Below are 17,568 nucleotides of genomic sequence, written 5' to 3'. Positions count from 1 at the left end.
ACAATGAATTTAGGCCGCATTTGAGTTTAGGAATGAAAACACCAAACCAAGTGCACAAAAAAAGCCAGGAGCAAAAGCTACTGGCCTTCATTTAAAACCGTCAACGTATTTTAGGACGGGACAAAAATTAGTCTTATGTTGCAGATGCTATTTGAGGTTGTTTAGGCTTTTCTCGCGTTACAAAGTAACAAATTAGCGAGCCCACTGTTACCAGTACAACCCCTTGCCAAAACGAAGCACTCAGCGTAATAGATAAATACAGCGCCGAAATAATAGTAGAAAACACCGGTGTAAAGTACGAAAGCGTTCCCAAAAGCATTAAGTTACCGCCAATAATAGCTTGATTCCACAGTGCATAACCGCTCCCCACGACTACACCAGCTAATAGCAATGTTATGCTTGAGCTGAGTGAAAACGTTAATGGCGCTTCATTACTAAAACCATATTGCGCCCATAAACTCATTGCCGTAACAGTAAAGAATAACGTAATGGCATTTTTCCCATTACTCAGCTTTTGCGTAACCACGCAATAAATAGCCCATATAAACGCTGCAGTTAATGCCATTAAATAAGTAGCAGGATTATCAGCAAAGTTAGCTACAAGCGTATCGAGTGACATTTTTTGATCGCCTGTAATACACCAAGCAACGCCTAAAAAAGCAATGATCATGCTTGGGTAAACCCAGAAACTTACTTTTTTACGACCAATAATAATAGAGAGCAGTATAGTCAGCGTGGGCCATAAATAATTAATAACCGCCATTTCCATTGCCTGATGACGACTATTTGCCATACCAATAGAAAGCGCTAAGCAAATTTCGTACGCTACAAATAACAAAGTACCTATTACCAAGTAACGTTTTGAAAACCCACTAAACTTGGGCACTCCCATAACCAAAATTAAAAATATCGCACTGACAGAATACATAGCCGCCGCACCACCAATGGGGCTAAACAACTCAGAAATATCCCGTAGTAATGCCACTAAGCAACTCCACAGTAATATTGCAGCAACTCCATAAAGCGTGTATTTATTTTTGCTTAAAAACTCCATTTGCCAATCCAAAAGTACTACTCGTAAATTTGAAACTAAACTAACAGTAATTATTTAATTAAACAATTAGGGTCTGTTGATCTTTCAAGGTTAAATTTGCAGCAGTCTGTTTGGTATTTAGGCAAGGCAGAGCCTATATAGTGTGGTTATTCCCCATAAATGGGCGATAACGTAGCATTAATGCAAAACAGGCGCTGCCCAAAGGGTTCTTCCTAGGGACTACTTACTCTTTGTTGCCTACATGGATGTAGGTAAGGGGCGTGAGCAGGACGCGGAAGCTTTGCTCGGTTTTTACTTAGCCCACTAGGTTACAAATCTCGCGCCGCGATTAAATAGCCCCTAGTTTGAACAAATTTTAATCCGCAAAGTTCAACAGACCCTAAAGTTAATAGCTTAAACCTCTCGTTTGTTTTTAACATTCACACTTTTTAGTAATTGACCTTTTGGTCAGTAAAGCTACAATCAATCAATACGTTAAACACGCAAACTCTATAATGACCACACAAATAAAGCCAAATAAAAAAGAAATTACACGCGAGAAAAACCAAAAACTAATTTTAGATGCCGCCGAGCAATTGTTTTCGCAATTAGGTTACGACGGAGCAAGTATGAGCATGGTTGCTAAAGAAGCGCAGGTGCCAAAAGCTAATATTTTGTATTACTTTAAAAGTAAGGATGGTCTGTACGAGTCTGTGATTGACCGCATAATAGCTAATTGGAACTTAGGGCTCGATAACGTCACAATTAACGACGATCCAGCTACCGTGCTTTATAACTATATTAAAAGCAAAGTAATACTGGCCGTAAATCAGCCAATGCAATCTCGCTTATTTGCCAGTGAAATACTGCGCGGTGCCCCTTATTTACAAAACTACTTTAGAACCAATACCCGCCCTTGGGTTAAACAAAAGGTTGATGTACTTCAAGCATGGATGGATGCAGATAAAATGGATAAGGTTGACCCCTATCATTTGCTCTTTACTATTTGGTCTACCACGCAATATTACGCCGACTTTCAGGCTGAGGTTTTACTCGTAATGAACAAATTAGAGTACGACGAAACCGATGTGGCACAAATTACGCAATCAATTGCCCACATAATTTTAAAAGGTATTGGTCTTAAAATACCTGAGCAAAGTGAGACTTAACCCATGACATCCTTTACTACACCCGATTTGTTTGACGATCATCGCGATAACGTGCAAGTAGCAGACAGCGGCCTTTATCACTTTGGCAAAAAAACCACGTTTTATGGCAAAGTAGTTACCGTTACCTGCCCAGAAGACAACTCTTTTGCTGCCGATATATTGCATGAAAATGGTGAAGGTAAAGTATTGGTTATAAACGGTTTTGCGAGCAAACGCTTTGCATTTATAGGCGATATTATGGCTGAGCGTGCCTTAAGTAATGGCTGGGAAGGCGTAATAATAAATGGCTGTTGCCGAGATATTGAAATACTCGCCACAATGAACTTACCTGTAATGGCGCTAGGCTCTACACCGCGTAGTACCTTAAAGCGCGGCTTTGGTGATAAAAACCAAGCTGTTACCATGCTTAGCACCACTATTGAACCTAACGATTGGGTTTACGCCGATATTAATGGTTTAATCATCAGTAAAACGCCCCTTATTTAGCACTCAAAACCATATAAATAAAGACCAACTTGGTGCATCTGCGCACCAAATTGGTTTGTTTTAGCTCATTTTAATCTCACTATTTCTACAGCCCACATTTACAAATCTCATACAACCCACTAAACCCTGACCAGTTGGACAGGATTTTAATTTATGGCATTCCTCTTGCTTAGTCTAAGCACTATAAAATCAAAACTACCGATTAAAAAGCACAGCTTTAGCAATTGCATTAAATTAGTGATCTATTATAACGCGAAGAAAATGACGCAGTGAGTGCGCTATTTAATCCGATAGAATGATCATGTTTTTAATAAAATTGGTATTCATAATAATAATAACCAGCCCGCTTTTTAATCACTCTTAACTTAATAAGTAAGTACTTGGTCAGTTTTATAATAATGAGCTGCAAATGAGTGATAAAAAAAACAACAAAGGTATATTTTGCAATCACGGTCCTACCCTGTGGCAAACAAGCCAGTCTGGAGTGCTTGCAAACAATCGCTTAGCTGTAAAAGATGTATTTGCAGTAAAGGGCGAGCGTAACAGCGCAGGCAACCCACACTGGTTTAAAACAGCTAAACCGGCTCAAAATACGGCAAGCTCGGTTAATAAGCTCATGACCGCTGGTTGTAACTTTATAGGCTTTACCCATACTGACGAGCTAGCTTATAGCTTAGAGGGTAATAATATACATTATGGCGCTGCGCAAAATCCTAAATTAAAAGGGCATGCTTGCGGTGGTTCGAGTATGGGGTCTGCTGCTGCAGTTGCAGCAAACTTAGCTGATATTGGCTTAGGCACCGACACCGGCGGCTCAATTAGAATACCCGCCAGCTATTGTGGTTTATATGGCATAAGGCCAAGCCATAACGTGATTGAAAAAGACGGCCTAATACCGTTGGCTCCCCCTTTTGATACCATAGGTTGGCTTACCCAAAGCGCCGAGCTATTAAGCAGCGTTGGCGATATATTATTACCACAACAAGCTATTAATAAAGTAAATACGCTGGTTATTTGCGAAGCACTATTTGAACTCGTTGACCCTGCTTTACAAGCCCCACTTAAACAATTGCTTGAAAAAACCAAGCCTAATTTTAAGCACCATAAAGAATTTGAACTACCTAACAGCAACTTATTAAATGAACTTGCGGATAGTTTTAGAGTACTGCAAGGGCGAGCAATCGCAAAAACGCATAAAGATTGGCTTCAATTGCCGGGGCAACTTCCCCAGTTTGCTCCAGCAATTGCGGCACGTTTTAATATGGCGCTTGCCCTAACTGATCAAGAAGAACAAGAAGCACTAAAAGTACAAACCCAATGGCAAACACTAATAGCTAAAAACCTAAATACAAACAGCTGTTTATTTTTGCCAACCACCCCCACAACCGCACCTAAATTAGGCGCCGACACAAGCGCCTTACGCATGCAAATTATTACGCTTTCGGCAATTGCAGGGCTTAGTGGCTCAGCGCAAGTGCATTTACCGCTGGCTGATTTAGCAAATGATCATCCGTATGGTTTTTCATTAATGATGAGCCACGGTAACGATAAAAGCCTACTTGCTTGCGTTAAGCACCTAGCTGCACACTTTAAACAGGACACACCGGCATGACCACACACAACATTGCATTTACCGCGTCTCATTTTTCGGCCACTGAGGCGGGTATAAATATACTAAAACAAGGCGGTACAGCTACCGAGGCTATGGTAGCGGCTGCCGCTGCTATTAGCGTTGTATACCCACATATGAACTCAATTGGTGGCGACAGCTTTTGGCTTATCGATAACCCAAACCAAAAAACGCCCACAGCTATTGACGCCTGCGGCCGTGCAGCAACTAATACAACGCCATATAACTCGCTCACGCAAATACCAGAGCGCGGCGGATTAAGCGCACTTACTCAAGCGGGCACAATACGCGGCTGGCAAAAGGCGCTTGAACTAGATGAGCACGCAGCACTACCACTGTCACAAATTTTAGCACCCGCTATTGAGCTTGCGCGCGAGGGCTTTACCGTTACAAAAAGCTTGCAAGCAGGCTGCGAAAAGCTAGCCACTGCTAACAATACCAATGACGCGTTTAAAAACCTCTACATACCCAATGGCAAGCCCTTGCAAGCAGGTCAACATTTTAAAAACCCTAAACTTGCAGCAACGTTTGAATACCTAGCAAAACATGGCTTAAACGCATTTTATGAAGGCGCACTTGCCAACACATTTGCCGCCGACTTAGCAAAAGCAGGCAGCTCAATCGCCGCAGGTGACATTGCAAATACTAAAGCCGAGGTAGTTACTGCGCTAAATGCAAACCTCAGTGGTATTGATTGCTACAACTTACCCGCGCCAACACAGGGCGTGCATTCACTACAAATAATTGGTGCCGTAAATAAGTTAAAGCATTTAGCTAAAACCGATGCCGACTGGACACATTTAATTGTTGAGGCAACTAAACAAAGCTTTACCCATCGCCCTACCCTTTGGGCTGACCCTGATGTGTTAGGGGATGATTATAAAAACGCACTAACCGATAATCGCTTATGCGAACTTGCTAACAATATTGATATGAGTAAAGCCAAAAAATGGCCATTTAACGCAGAGCCTGGCGATACTGTGTGGATGGCAGCCAGAGATAAAAACGGGCAATTAGTCAGCTTTATTCAAAGTATTTACTGGGAATTTGGCAGCGGAATATTAATGAGTGAAGGCGGCTTTGTGTGGAATAACCGTGGTTTAAGCTTTAGTTTAAACAATCAAGATACCAACGCCCTTGCTCCAAATAAAAAGCCCGCTCATACACTTAACCCAGCACTGGCAAAGTTTAGCGATGGTCGTCGACTTGCTTACGGAACAATGGGCGGTGAAGGGCAGCCACAAACTCAAGCCGCTGTTTTTGCAGGCTACGCGTGGCGAAATAAATCAATAAAACAAGCAATTAGCGACCCTCGTTGGTTACTTGGACGCACATGGGGCGATACGAGTACAAATTTAAAAATTGAAAAAGGGTTAGTTTTTCATATAGAACATGAATTAAATCAACGTGACCACGATTGGGTAAGCGTTGATAATAATAACGAAATGATGGGGCACGCTGGGGCGATTTTAGATACACCTACAAGCCTTGAAGCTGCAACAGATCCTCGTTCAGATGGACGTGCAACAGTAACTACAGCAGGAACACAATGTCAGAAATAATAAATCAATGGCCAATTATAGTAGCCTTAATAGCAACCGGTATTTTTGCCGGTATTTTAGCAGGACTTTTTGGTGTAGGCGGCGGTATTGTTATCGTCCCTGTGCTGTATTTTTTACTGCAAGGTTTTGGCGTAAGCCCAGAATCGGCAATGATGATAGCCACCGCCACATCACTTGCAACCATAGTGCCTACTTCGCTTTCATCTATTCGCTCGCATCATAGCAAAGGGAATATTGACCTTGCGCTAATAAAATACTGGGCACCATTTATTTTAGTTATGGCCGTTGTAGGCAGCTACTTAGCGCACTCAATACGCGGTAATGCACTGGTACTTATGTTTGCCTGTATTGCTATTTTAGTCAGTTTAAACATGCTATTTAGAGCCGGCGCACCCGCGCTTGTAAAACAACTACCAGGTAAATTTGGTCAAGGCGTTATGGCAAGTATTGTAGGTGGTTTGTCGGTAATGATTGGCATAGGCGGCGGCACTATTGGCGTACCTATGCTAAACGCATTTAATGTACGTGCCCATGTTGCAGTAGGTACTGCGGCCGTTTTTGGTTTATTGATTGCGCTACCTGGCGTTATTACCTTATTAAGTATTGGCACAACGCCAACCGATGCTCCCCTAGGTACGTGGGGGTTGGTTAACCTCCCGGCCTTTTTTCTTATTATTCCGCTGACTATTTTATTTGCGCCTATTGGCGTAAAAATTGGTAGCAAGCTGGATCAAAAACAACTAAAACGCGCCTTTGCCGTTGTATTAATGATAACCGGCATACGCATGCTTATTCAGACTCTGGGAGCCTAAAATATGTTTAATAACACGCAAGTTCAAACCTTAAACCCACCACAGCGTTTATTAATGGGACCAGGCCCAATTAATGCCGACCCTCGTGTTTTACGTGCTATGTCGGCGCAGCTTATAGGCCAATACGACCCAGTAATGACCGGTTTTATGAACGAAACCATGGCACGTTACCGCGAAATTTTTAAATCTAAAAACGAATGGACCATGCTAATAGACGGCACATCGCGCGCAGGGATTGAAGCCGTATTATGCTCAATTTTACGCCCAGGCGATAAAGTACTTGTGCCAATTATGGGGCGCTTTGGCCACCTACTTGCTGAAATAGCAGAACGCGTTGGCGCAAAGGTGCACACAATAGAAGTACCGTGGGGCGAAGTGTTTACGCCAGAGCAAATCGAAAAAGCCATTGTTGATGTAAAACCCCATGTACTTGCTATGGTACAAGGCGATACATCCACCACCATGAACCAACCTCTTGAGCATATTGGCGATATTTGCCAAAAGCACGATGTACTATTTTATTGCGATGCCACCGCCTCTATTGTGGGTAACGAACTTCCTGCCGATGAATGGAAACTCGATGCACTTTCGGTTGGTCTGCAAAAGTGTTTAGGCGGACCTTCTGGGTCTGCGCCATTAACGCTTAGCGACAAATGCGCTGATTGGATCCAAAAACGCAAAAAGGTAGAGGCAGGTATTCGTACAGCGGAGCATACCGACGGCACAGAACCCTTTGTACGCTCTAACTATTTTGATTTAGGTATGATCATGAATTACTGGGGAGAAGAGCGCCTCAACCATCATACCGAAGCCACCAGCATGCTGTACTGTGCCTCAGAATGCGCCCGCATAGTCATTGAAGAAGGCGTGGATAACTGCGTAGCGCGCCACAAATTACATGGAGATGCCATGCTAACGGGTATTCAAGCGCTCGGCTTAAATGTATTTGGTGATTTAACACATAAAATGAACAACGTACTGGGTGTGTATATACCCGAGGGCATTAATGCCGATCACGTGCGCGGACAAATGCTAACCGATTTTGGAATAGAAATTGGCACCTCGTTTGGGCCACTGCATGGCAAAATTTGGCGTATTGGCACTATGGGCTACAACGCCCGAAAAGATGCTGTATTACAAACACTTGCAAGCTTAGACGCTTGCTTACATGCCAATGGTTACAAAGGCCCTAAAGGCGAAGCCGCCATTGCCGCCCTTGCTCACTATAAATAAAAAAGGATTTAGCATGACGATTGAATGCCCACAACACAGCCCTTTATTAGATAAAGAACTTGCTGATGAATACGCAACACGCGCTTTATCTCGCTGTAAAACCCTCAGCGCACTATCGCAAATGCAAGGTGGCATTCACCGTGTGTACTTATCAAAAGAGCACAAAGAGTGTAACGCCGTTACTGCATCGTGGATGGTTGAGGCAGGCATGCAATCGTGGCAAGACGAAGTGGGCAACCTTTGGGGGCGACTAAAATCATCAAACCCTCATGCTAAACGTTTAATTATAGGATCGCACCTCGATACAGTACCAAACGCAGGTGCGTTTGATGGTATTTTAGGTGTACTGCTGGGGATAGAAATAGCCGCCCTTGCACATAAGTTAAAGCTCGACCTGCCCTTTCATTTAGATGTAGTGGGCTTTTGCGATGAAGAAGGCACTCGCTTTGCCACAACTTTAATTGGCTCAAAAGCCCTCGCTAACGAATTTGACCCACAGTGGCTAAACATTGAAGACACAAACGGCATAACTATGCGCCAAGCCATGCTCGACTTTGGCTTAAACCCTAACGACTACGCAAAAGCTGCACTTAATAAAAACGAATTACTAGCTTACTGGGAAACTCATATTGAACAAGGCCCGGTACTCGAATCGGTTAATCAGGCGTTAGGCGTTGTAACGGCTATCGCAGGGGCAAAACGCGCCGTGCTTACCCTAACAGGGCAAAGCGGTCATGCGGGTACAACCCCTATGAACTTGAGGCTGGATTCGTTAGCAGGCTGCGCCGAATTAGTAACCGAAATTGAAAAACTAGCAAACAATGCTAAAAATGGCGAAGTTGCCACCGTAGGGCAAATACAGTCTCGCCCTGGGGCTACAAACGTGATTGCAGGTAAAACAACCATAAGCCTAGACGCACGTGCACAAAGCGACACAGATCTCGCTAACTTACTAAGCGCCATACAAAGCAGCGCACAATCTATAGCAAGCAAACGCAATTTAACGCTTGATTGGCAATGGACGCATGCCGCCGATGCCGTAGCGTGCGACACTACTATTCAGCATTTGTTTTCAAGCGCATGTAAACTCAATAACCAAGCATCGCCTTCACTTGCCTCAGGCGCAGGGCACGATGCAATGGCAATCGCTCCAATTTGCCCCGTTGGCATGTTGTTTATACGCAGCCCTGGCGGTATAAGCCATCACCCAGCAGAAGCGGTTATCGACAGCGATGTAACAAAGGCACTCAGTGTAATGTACAGCGCGCTTTTACTTTATGTGAAAGAGTATGAGTGATTTTAAGGTAATCGAGTAAACCAAGTATATTAACTTGGTATGCTTAGGGGCTTAAACCTCCTCAAAGTCATTTGGAGGTTATTACTGAAGGCAGGTAAATGCAGGAATATACGTTATTTAAAGTAGCTTTATCGGGCTGCCCTTTGCTCTTTTAGGCTAAGGCGTTTATGTGAGCTATATACATGTTGAATGTTTGTACCATTAACCAAATATGCATCCATTTCAACGGTAATTAAACCCGATAACGGCTTGATTTCTAGAACACCCAACTCACCTAAACTTGCAGATAGTAAAGTATTATTCCTAATAGCTAACAAAGTTTTGTCAGTATCTCGTAAGTCACCATTCACATATAATTTAGCACCACTAAACCAAGTGTTAATTATTTTAACTTTGATTGACTTAACAGTAAATTCAAAGGATTTTCTCATCAGATCTCCATATTCAGAAAATGTAATTATTATACTTTGTGTTCTTAAGTGCTTGGCGTACAACCACTTTCTTTTAATACCCGCTTAGTCGATGCTGGGTAATTTTTTAGTGCAGCCAAAGGGCGAATTGGCCGCTGAACCAAATTACCTGTTTTGTCGGCCTCGCTCCCAACAAAATAATTTACTCAAAAAAAACATACAATCCCTCGAAACAGCTAACAAGCTGCAGGTTAACTCGTTATTTTATTTTTCTTGATAAACAAACCATAGCCGAGTTCATATTTTGATTCAATCGTTTACTGTATTTTACGTGGGATATAAAAGGGAGTTTTAATGGTGTTTTGATTGGCGTTTTAAAAGGCATTATGGTGGCTATAATTGACAAGAAAATCAAAATATAGCCACCCGTTTTACTTTAATGCTTATTTAAAGACTTATTTAATCGTTACCTTTTCATCACTTACCCATGTCTCAGTTATAGCTTCATCATTTTTATCAACTAAATACGCGCGTATGTTCACCGGATTGTTGTTAGCTTGTTTGTAGTCAAACGCTAATCGCCATTGGTTTGTACCAACTACCGGATAAACTCCAATAGGTTCTAGTATTTCACCGTTGCTGGCTTCAACAATCGGCTTTATACCACTTTTGCTATCTAAGCCTTTAAATACTGGACCTTCAAAATCAATCACCATTTTGTTAACGCCTTCAGGAATTGGCTGGCCGGGAATTCCGCCTAAGCCTTGGCGAGTATTTACAACGCTTGCAAGGTTTTTTGATTTTGGATCGAGGGGACGCCACTCAATATCATAAGAAAAGGTAAACTCATCACCTTTGCGCGCCTTTTTTTCGGGCACCCAATAGGCAACAATATTGTCGAACGTTTCATCTTTTGTTGGAATCTCGATTAACTGAACTGCACCTTTGCCCCAATCGTCAGTAGGTTTTATCCACGCTGATGAACGCTTATTATAAAATACGCCATCGTCCTGGTAGTTATTAAAGTCACGATCTCTTTGGATTAAACCAAACCCTTTTGGGTTCTCATCAATAAAACTATTAGTCGAAACCGACTGAGGATTATTTAATGGGCGCCAAACGTATTGACCCGATCCTGTGTGAATCGCCAGGCCATCGCTGTCGTGAATTTCTGGGCGCCAATCTTTAGCTTCTGTTTTATCTTTTTGTGAGTACCAATACATACTGGTTAACGGTGCTACGCCTAAGCGTTCAACATCGGCGCGCATATACAAATTAGCCGTTACAGAGGTAATATGGCCTTTGGCTTCTTTGTTATCTTTGCTTAAACCAAATCGATAAGCACCAGTGATAGATGGCCCTTCAAGCAATGCCCAAACAGACACACTTTCACCTTTTTTCTCTGCGGGGCCAATCCAAAATGCAGAAAAGCGCGGAAATTCTTCTGGCTTATTCATACCCGTATTAATTGCAATACCTCGAGCCGACAGTCCATATTGCCCCTCTGGCCCGTCGGTACGAAAATAAGACGCGCCTAAGAAAGATATCCAATCTGGTTTCATATCTGGGCGCATTATTCTAAAGCCTGCAAATCCAAACCCTTCTGGGAGATCGTGAGCTGGGCTGTCATCAGGCATATCAAAAACATCATTACTAAAAGGTACATTTTGTACCTGATTTTTATCGTCTCTGATGTAAATACTTACTGGCTCAGGAAAATATCGCCCAGGATAAAATAATTGTACAGGTGCCTTTTTTCCACTTGGGTATAAGGTTTCATCTTCTTTAAAGCGTATTTTCCAATGTTCGTCATACGTAATTTTATCGATAAGCTCAGGGGCTGGTACTGCAGTTGGCGTATAGGGCTTTTCGGCTGAAGCTTTTGCTAGGGCTTTTAAGTCTTCGAATGAAAACTGCGTTTTATCTATTGCTTCTGTCGCGTAAGACGACATCGAAGTGCTAAAAATAATTGCGATAAATAACTTTAATTTCATAAAAAGAATATCCAATAAATTGAGTCAAATAAAAATGGGAACGCTGCACGAACGTATGTTTAACTTAAAGTTCTGTATGGATATTACGTGACGTAATATGAACTAGCGTTTACTAAAGTATTGTTATTTGATTCTTAGTTAATTTGTTTTTGGGGCGGCGCGTTTGATGATATCGCTGAAGTAAAAATAAGTGAGGATAACGCAATTTATTATTAGATCGCTGGTATTCAAATGGGTAAGGGTTGTATTTAGGTGGTGGAAAACGAAGAGGCTCACCACTTTTAAAACTTGCAATTAATGGCTGAATTTTACTTGGGCCTCACTTCAGGGCATGTTTTGAAGTTAATTTTTCAATGGCATCTTTAGCTTCTTTCAAACTTACACCATGAACAGATCTATAATATTTTATTGCTCTAACTTTATGACCTGATTTTAAAGCAACAATAACATCACCTTCAGTTACGCTGCCATGTTTAGGTATTGAGTTACCAAATATTAATATAAATAAAACTGCAATAACCGCTAAAACACCCCAAATATATTCAATTTCCATAAATATCCTCGATGTTCGAAAAATAATGAGCCTGTAGATTAACTCGTTTTTTATTTGTTTTTATTGATAAACAAACCAGAGCTGAGTTCCTATTTTGTTTGTAATAATGTTCACCAAGAGCAAAATATATTTTTACCTTATTTTAATTATTCATATTGGCTACTGGTTAAATAGCCTTTCGCATTTTATTTAATAACTCGTAGCATGCTTTATACAACAGTATTTCCATGTCTTCGTTATGATACAAAGGACCCCAACGAAAAAAGCCTCTTAAGCTAAATTTTTTAGCTATGAATTCGCGCCACGTAACAGATTTAGAAACGCTGAACGTTTTAATCGTCTTATTATGTTTAATATTATACAAGCGCGATACTAACTTAACTTTTGGTCGCCAAAATAGCGGAATAATAGCTGTATCAAAATCTATAGTGAATGCATCACCACCATGCAAAGTAACTATAACAACATCTAAACCAATATCTGACTTTTTAGGCTCTTTAATAGACGAAATGCTGTGAAGACAAAAAATATCTTCAAGCTTCTTGTGCATATGATCTTGTAATGAATCGCCCGTTATATAAAAAAACGACTCTACCTTAGAAAAATGGCTGCTATTAGCTACAGCTAACGATCCCAAATAAACATTTGGCTTTTCAGAGCTAAACCAATCGAATAGCAAATTTAAATTCCTTTTTTACTTATGCCGAATAAATAGGCCGTAAGGTTGTTATCTAAGGTTAGGGTGAAAAAGCAAAAACCAGCTGTTTTTGCTCTGCTTTACGATTTGTTTATTTACGCTCAACTATTTTACGACGTAATTGAATACCAAGTAATGTACCTAATAAAACAGCAATAACATGCAGCAAAGCTGAAATTAAATATATCAAAGGATCCATTGATATCTCTAACAAAATGTATAGTAAGGCACCGACACTTAGATCAATAAACCCATAAACCGCCGCAACTAAAAAGGCTTGCTTATAGGGACTCACTGTTTGCTTATAGCCTAAGTAACAATACACGATTAAAGAGGTTAAAAATCCGAGGACGTAATGAGTAAAAATGTATGATGTACTTTGAGTCATTTCATCAAAGCCAACAATCTTTGTTGCTATTGTTGATAAAGCAACTAGCAATAAATACAAGCCTACTGAAAAGAGTACAATCCTAGAGTATTTCACGATAATCCTTTAGCAATACAACGAGGCTATAGAATAGCTCTAACAGCCAGATTCAATTAATTAGTTTCTTTAATCTTAACGAGCCTGTAGATTAACTCGTTTTTTATTTTTTTGATAAACAAACCATAGCTGAGTTCCTATTTTGGTTCAATCGTTACTGTATTTCACGTGGTATATAAAAAGAGGACTAGGTGTTGCTTTAATTGACGTTTTGGAAGGTATTACTGGAAATTTGGTGTGCTAACTGTTTGTTATTATCCTAACTTGGCGTATTTCAGAGTACTCGGACTGAATTAACCCAAAGCATTTAAGATCGTGAAACTGATTTTTCCAGTAACCACTTTGACGCCTTATACCTTCCTCTTTGAACCCAACTTTTAAAAGGAGTGACTCAGATGCAGAGTTTCCAAGAACAGTATCGCCTTGAATACGATTAAGTTTACCGCAAGATAAGTCACCTGAAAATGCGGCTTTAACTATTCGATGAACTGCTTCAGTAGAAAAACCCTTACCCCAATATTTAGGCAGTAAATCATATCCAATAACAGCATTTTTCATTTTAGGGCTCCAAGTATTAAAGCCGCAAGTACCTATAAGTTGATCTGTTTCTTTTAGGCGAATAGCCCAACGAATACCTGAGTTTTCTTTAAAACGAGCGTTAAAAAACTCAATTAAATGGCTGGCTTGTGACAGTTCAGTAAACGCCTCTAAATCATAATATTCTACAACTGAATTATCCGAGAACAACTCAAACAAACTATTTGAATCTTCTTTTGATAATTGATCTAACCTTAAGCGATTTGTCTCTAAAGTTGGAAATGACAACCTAAATCCTCCGTGAAATATAACAAGCCTGTAGATCAACTCGTTTTTTAATTTTTTATTGATAAACAAACCATAGCTGAGTTCCTATTTTGGTTCAATCTATTACTGTATTTCACGTGGAATATAAAAAATTGTTAGCTGATGTTTTAATTGGTGTTTTGGAAGGTATTACGGGAAAGTTTAGTGTGGTTGGCTTTTTACTCTTTCTTTCATTGTAGCTCAGCTTTTTGCGTGATTCATTTTTATAAAACTCACTTAACCCGCTGCTTTAATTTATTATTTATGTAAAAGTTAGAATGAACTTCATCCTAATTCTTTAGCTTTTGTTTAACTCTATTTTTGAAACGTAAAATACAATACCAGCAACAAGGCCTACTATAGAAAATAAAAACAATTGTAAAAAGCTATATCCATAACCTATTAACGTAATTGAACCATTTTCGACCAATACCTTACCATTAATAATTGAGCTATCTAAACCTGAAGGGAAAACAAAAAAGAAAGAAACTAAGCAAGTAGATATAACTGAAGATTTGAGCACTGTATTTAGCGAATAATCACAACTTTTAGTGATAAATTTATAAATTGGAAATGCTGTTACTGGAACTAAAATTAGAACAACTATTAACGTCCAAATAAATATACCAAAAGGAATAATAGTAAATTTCATTTCAATTGCCATTGGCGCTAAAAATGCAACAACTAAAGAGGCTAAAATAAAGCTAAATATTGTTCTCAACTCGAAACCCTCTTAAAAAGCTAACGCCTGCCATAACCAGATTTGTGGCGCTCTTGCACAAACCCGGTTAATGGTTTTGTTATGTAAGGTCACCGTCAAGTCCAAATTTTTCCCTGTTCAAAACTAGCGCTGCCAGCACAGTTACTCCTAACACTGTACCAACAGGGAACATGAAGAGTAACAATGTTGAATATATTATTAGTGCCCAAAAAAGCCACTTAGTTCGATAGTTTAAGCCCACAACGGAAAATGTTAAAAAGCAAAGTGCAACTAAAAATAAGATGAACCCTGTTACTGTAGACAAAGCTGTTGATGACATTTCTTCTTGTGATATTTTAGGTTCATTACTTCCAAACAGCGTTATCTCTTGAAATGAAGAGGACATAATTAAATACGAATCAACAATTCCCCAAAGAGGTGCCCAGAAAAGCAATAATCCCAAAACTGCGACGTATTTCCCTATAGTTTCCTTGTTCATCATCTCTCCTCACGTAGTTATATAACGAGCCTGTTAACAGGCAGAAAATAGTTGGTTAAATTAGTAAAAAAGGAGCAAAATCAACTATTTTTGTCCTTGTTTAACAGCCTGTTATGCATTGTTTACCCTACAGTCAATTGTTGCGTTAATCTTTGGTGGGTAGACAGAACCAAACTGACTATGCGAGCCATAAGTACCCATTTTATATTTTTTTACGTATATATCACTTGGTTTGCATAACTCTTTTCCTTTGAGCTCTACCAATTCGAGCATATCTGTTTCATTGAGATCGGTATGACCAAGAACCTCAATTGAATACGTCCCATCAGAGTTTTTGCTTACATCGCTATATTGGACTATGACACCTTTATAAGTTTTCATACCAACACAACCAGAGATTATTAATATGACTAAAGGTAGATACTTTTTCATGCTTATCCTTAAACACCTAACAGCTTATTGAACACCACTTTGGGGATTTATAGCACCCCAAAACGGCGTATATTACAGTGTTCAATAATTCCACTAAATAACTCTAATGTAAACAAGTAATTAAATATGTTACAAAAAGCCCTTTATTATTTTTCACCAAAACGGTGTTTAATAATGTTATTGGACAAAACAAAAATAGAGCTTTATTTATGTAGCTACCTTTACAACCATAATTTACAAACGGACGGATACTAAGGGCTAGTTAAGGCTTATTGAGGCTTACTTATACTGGTTTAGCATTTTTATACGCTTTAATAGTTGGCGTTTAGACTTGTTCGGTGAAAAACTCGAGTAAAGAACAAAAGAAAGTTGTAGGAAAATTTTGGCTTTATGTATTTAGCGCGTAATTAGCTAAAGCATTGGTGAGATAAGCGAGCCTTAACATATTAATGATGCAGGCTCGCTGAGATATTTATGGTAAAACAAATGAGTAAGGTATTTACTTTACTTCAAAATTCACGTGGTCAAAGTATGGATTTTTCTCACGCGCTTTAAGTACGCTGATTGTAGTTAGCACAATGAGTTTCAATTCGCTATTTACGTTAACAACTATGCATTCGTCTCTATTAGCATTGCGTTTTGTGTCAGTTGCTACGCCACATACACCATCACCATTTTTTAATATAAGCTCAATGCTTAAATGGTGCATACAAGCAATTTCGATGTAGTCGTATTGGTTGCAACTGATCATAACGCTCTCTTTATTTAGTCGGTTTAAAAATCATTAAAAAAGCAATAACAACAAGGTTGGCTATATACCACAAATCTTTAATTACAAATTGCCCTAAACGATCCAATAAAGTGGATGAACTAAATGCACCGGTTGCGGTAATTAAGAATGTTTGGGTCATCATAAATACGCTTAAACACGCTAAGCCACTTACAATAATTAGCTTTTTATTATTTAAAAATAGCCCTAAGCCCAATAACACAGCAAATAATACATCAAACCCGCCAATCACGTTAGACGCGCCTTGTACGCTAAATACCGTATATAACCACGACATAAACGGTGAGGTTTCTACTAAACTTACAATGCCTTTTGCTTCAAATTCATAAAACTTCATGCCGCCGATCCACAATAAAACCATAGCAACCGGTATAAAGTTTAAAAGTGCGTGTTGTTTGTCGGTAAGTTTGTCTTTATAAAACAAAAATAAATATAAAGGCACTACAGCAAAATATTTAATTATGCCCTGCCCGCTACCAATGATTGGAAAGCCACCAAGTTGCGCCATCCAACGGTTACTGGCAAACAAGGTAAGTAATGCAACTAAACTTATAATTGCTGCAAGTAAAAGTGCTGGTGTAGGTTTCATTAGTTTAAGGCGAGCGAGCACGGTGGCAAAAGCTAAGGCAATCATAAAGGAGCCACTAATCAAACCTAATGCAGATACAGACATTAGCGAATCAACGCCATAAAAACTAAACGTAGCCGTTAACGTATTAGGGTTTGCTCCTAACGCAAACGACAAGCCAAGTAGCAAAAAGCTACTCGCTAATAAAAAAGTAATCACGTTATTGGTTAGTTTTAAGTTCATTGTATTTCCAAGTATTCGTTGAGGTTTATAAAGACCTTACGAACCTATAAAAAAATTCAAGCTAACTCTTAAAAATCAGAGTTAATTAAGCACACTGTAAGCTCTTATCGGGTAATGTAATCAATCACTTTAG

General features: G+C 39.7%; 19 protein-coding genes. 7 read left to right on the top strand and 12 right to left on the bottom strand.

Annotated features, from left to right (window positions below; genetic code table 11):
- Positions 1 to 133: 133 nt before the first annotated feature.
- Positions 134 to 1,054, bottom strand: a complete 921-nt coding sequence (yddG, locus tag H5120_RS13650; protein WP_182675025.1) for an aromatic amino acid DMT transporter YddG — start codon at positions 1,052 to 1,054, stop codon at positions 134 to 136.
- Positions 1,055 to 1,548: 494 nt separating this feature from the next.
- On the opposite strand from yddG, the gene H5120_RS13645 reads away from it, so the two are divergent.
- From H5120_RS13645 to H5120_RS13615, 7 genes are all read left to right on the top strand, one after another.
- A complete protein-coding gene (locus H5120_RS13645) occupies positions 1,549 to 2,202 on the top strand; it encodes a TetR/AcrR family transcriptional regulator (RefSeq protein WP_007584328.1) in 654 nt (217 codons plus the stop codon).
- Positions 2,203 to 2,205: 3 nt separating this feature from the next.
- Positions 2,206 to 2,688, top strand: coding sequence for a putative 4-hydroxy-4-methyl-2-oxoglutarate aldolase (locus H5120_RS13640; protein ID WP_165740670.1), 483 nt, complete (start codon positions 2,206 to 2,208; stop codon positions 2,686 to 2,688).
- A gap of 409 nt (positions 2,689 to 3,097) precedes the next feature.
- Positions 3,098 to 4,300: an amidase family protein gene (locus tag H5120_RS13635; protein WP_182675023.1), complete on the top strand. Its 1,203-nt coding sequence runs from the start codon at positions 3,098 to 3,100 to the stop codon at positions 4,298 to 4,300.
- On the top strand, positions 4,297 to 5,880 hold the full coding sequence (locus H5120_RS13630) for a gamma-glutamyltransferase family protein (protein ID WP_182675022.1): 1,584 nt from the start codon (positions 4,297 to 4,299) through the stop codon (positions 5,878 to 5,880). The genes H5120_RS13635 and H5120_RS13630 overlap by 4 nt, the downstream gene beginning before the upstream one ends.
- On the top strand, positions 5,868 to 6,692 hold the full coding sequence (locus H5120_RS13625; protein ID WP_007378545.1) for a sulfite exporter TauE/SafE family protein: 825 nt from the start codon (positions 5,868 to 5,870) through the stop codon (positions 6,690 to 6,692). The genes H5120_RS13630 and H5120_RS13625 overlap by 13 nt, the downstream gene beginning before the upstream one ends.
- Before the next feature lie 3 nt (positions 6,693 to 6,695).
- Entirely contained in the window at positions 6,696 to 7,925 is a 1,230-nt protein-coding gene (locus H5120_RS13620) for an alanine--glyoxylate aminotransferase family protein (RefSeq protein ID WP_182675020.1), read from the top strand.
- A 13-nt stretch (positions 7,926 to 7,938) separates the two neighbouring features.
- Complete coding sequence (locus tag H5120_RS13615) at positions 7,939 to 9,222, top strand: allantoate amidohydrolase (protein WP_182675018.1); 1,284 nt, start codon at positions 7,939 to 7,941, stop codon at positions 9,220 to 9,222.
- A gap of 128 nt (positions 9,223 to 9,350) precedes the next feature.
- Here H5120_RS13615 and H5120_RS13610 read toward each other — a convergent pair whose 3' ends face one another.
- From H5120_RS13610 to H5120_RS13560, 11 genes are all read right to left on the bottom strand, one after another.
- Positions 9,351 to 9,653: a hypothetical protein gene (locus H5120_RS13610; RefSeq protein WP_182675016.1), complete on the bottom strand. Its 303-nt coding sequence runs from the start codon at positions 9,651 to 9,653 to the stop codon at positions 9,351 to 9,353.
- A gap of 434 nt (positions 9,654 to 10,087) precedes the next feature.
- Positions 10,088 to 11,626, bottom strand: a complete 1,539-nt coding sequence (locus H5120_RS13605) for a glucan biosynthesis protein (protein WP_182675014.1) — start codon at positions 11,624 to 11,626, stop codon at positions 10,088 to 10,090.
- Between the two features lie 319 nt (positions 11,627 to 11,945).
- A complete protein-coding gene (locus H5120_RS13600; protein WP_182675012.1) occupies positions 11,946 to 12,179 on the bottom strand; it encodes a ribosomal protein L7/L12 in 234 nt (77 codons plus the stop codon).
- A gap of 166 nt (positions 12,180 to 12,345) precedes the next feature.
- Positions 12,346 to 12,858 carry a hypothetical protein gene (locus H5120_RS13595; RefSeq protein ID WP_033038241.1) on the bottom strand — a complete coding sequence of 171 codons (513 nt, stop codon included), beginning with the start codon at positions 12,856 to 12,858 and terminating at the stop codon, positions 12,346 to 12,348.
- A gap of 109 nt (positions 12,859 to 12,967) precedes the next feature.
- Entirely contained in the window at positions 12,968 to 13,360 is a 393-nt protein-coding gene (locus tag H5120_RS13590; RefSeq protein ID WP_310735978.1) for a hypothetical protein, read from the bottom strand.
- Positions 13,361 to 13,600: 240 nt separating this feature from the next.
- Complete coding sequence (locus H5120_RS13585; protein ID WP_024596159.1) at positions 13,601 to 14,185, bottom strand: GNAT family N-acetyltransferase; 585 nt, start codon at positions 14,183 to 14,185, stop codon at positions 13,601 to 13,603.
- A gap of 316 nt (positions 14,186 to 14,501) precedes the next feature.
- Positions 14,502 to 14,924: a hypothetical protein gene (locus tag H5120_RS13580; protein ID WP_024593235.1), complete on the bottom strand. Its 423-nt coding sequence runs from the start codon at positions 14,922 to 14,924 to the stop codon at positions 14,502 to 14,504.
- 79 nt (positions 14,925 to 15,003) lie between these two features.
- A complete protein-coding gene (locus H5120_RS13575; protein WP_024593234.1) occupies positions 15,004 to 15,402 on the bottom strand; it encodes a hypothetical protein in 399 nt (132 codons plus the stop codon).
- A gap of 111 nt (positions 15,403 to 15,513) precedes the next feature.
- On the bottom strand, positions 15,514 to 15,834 hold the full coding sequence (locus H5120_RS13570; RefSeq protein WP_182671972.1) for a hypothetical protein: 321 nt from the start codon (positions 15,832 to 15,834) through the stop codon (positions 15,514 to 15,516).
- Positions 15,835 to 16,333: 499 nt separating this feature from the next.
- Positions 16,334 to 16,585 carry a Rho-binding antiterminator gene (locus tag H5120_RS13565; protein WP_182675010.1) on the bottom strand — a complete coding sequence of 84 codons (252 nt, stop codon included), beginning with the start codon at positions 16,583 to 16,585 and terminating at the stop codon, positions 16,334 to 16,336.
- 10 nt (positions 16,586 to 16,595) lie between these two features.
- Positions 16,596 to 17,435 (bottom strand): DUF417 family protein, encoded by an 840-nt coding sequence (locus H5120_RS13560; protein ID WP_182675008.1) that lies wholly within the window; start codon positions 17,433 to 17,435, stop codon positions 16,596 to 16,598.
- Positions 17,436 to 17,568: the final 133 nt, after the last annotated feature.

It is taken from the genome of Pseudoalteromonas sp. SR43-2, from assembly GCF_014163885.1.
Classification (GTDB): Bacteria; Pseudomonadota; Gammaproteobacteria; order Enterobacterales; family Alteromonadaceae; genus Pseudoalteromonas; species Pseudoalteromonas distincta.
This window is presented reverse-complemented; position numbering and strand designations above follow the sequence as displayed.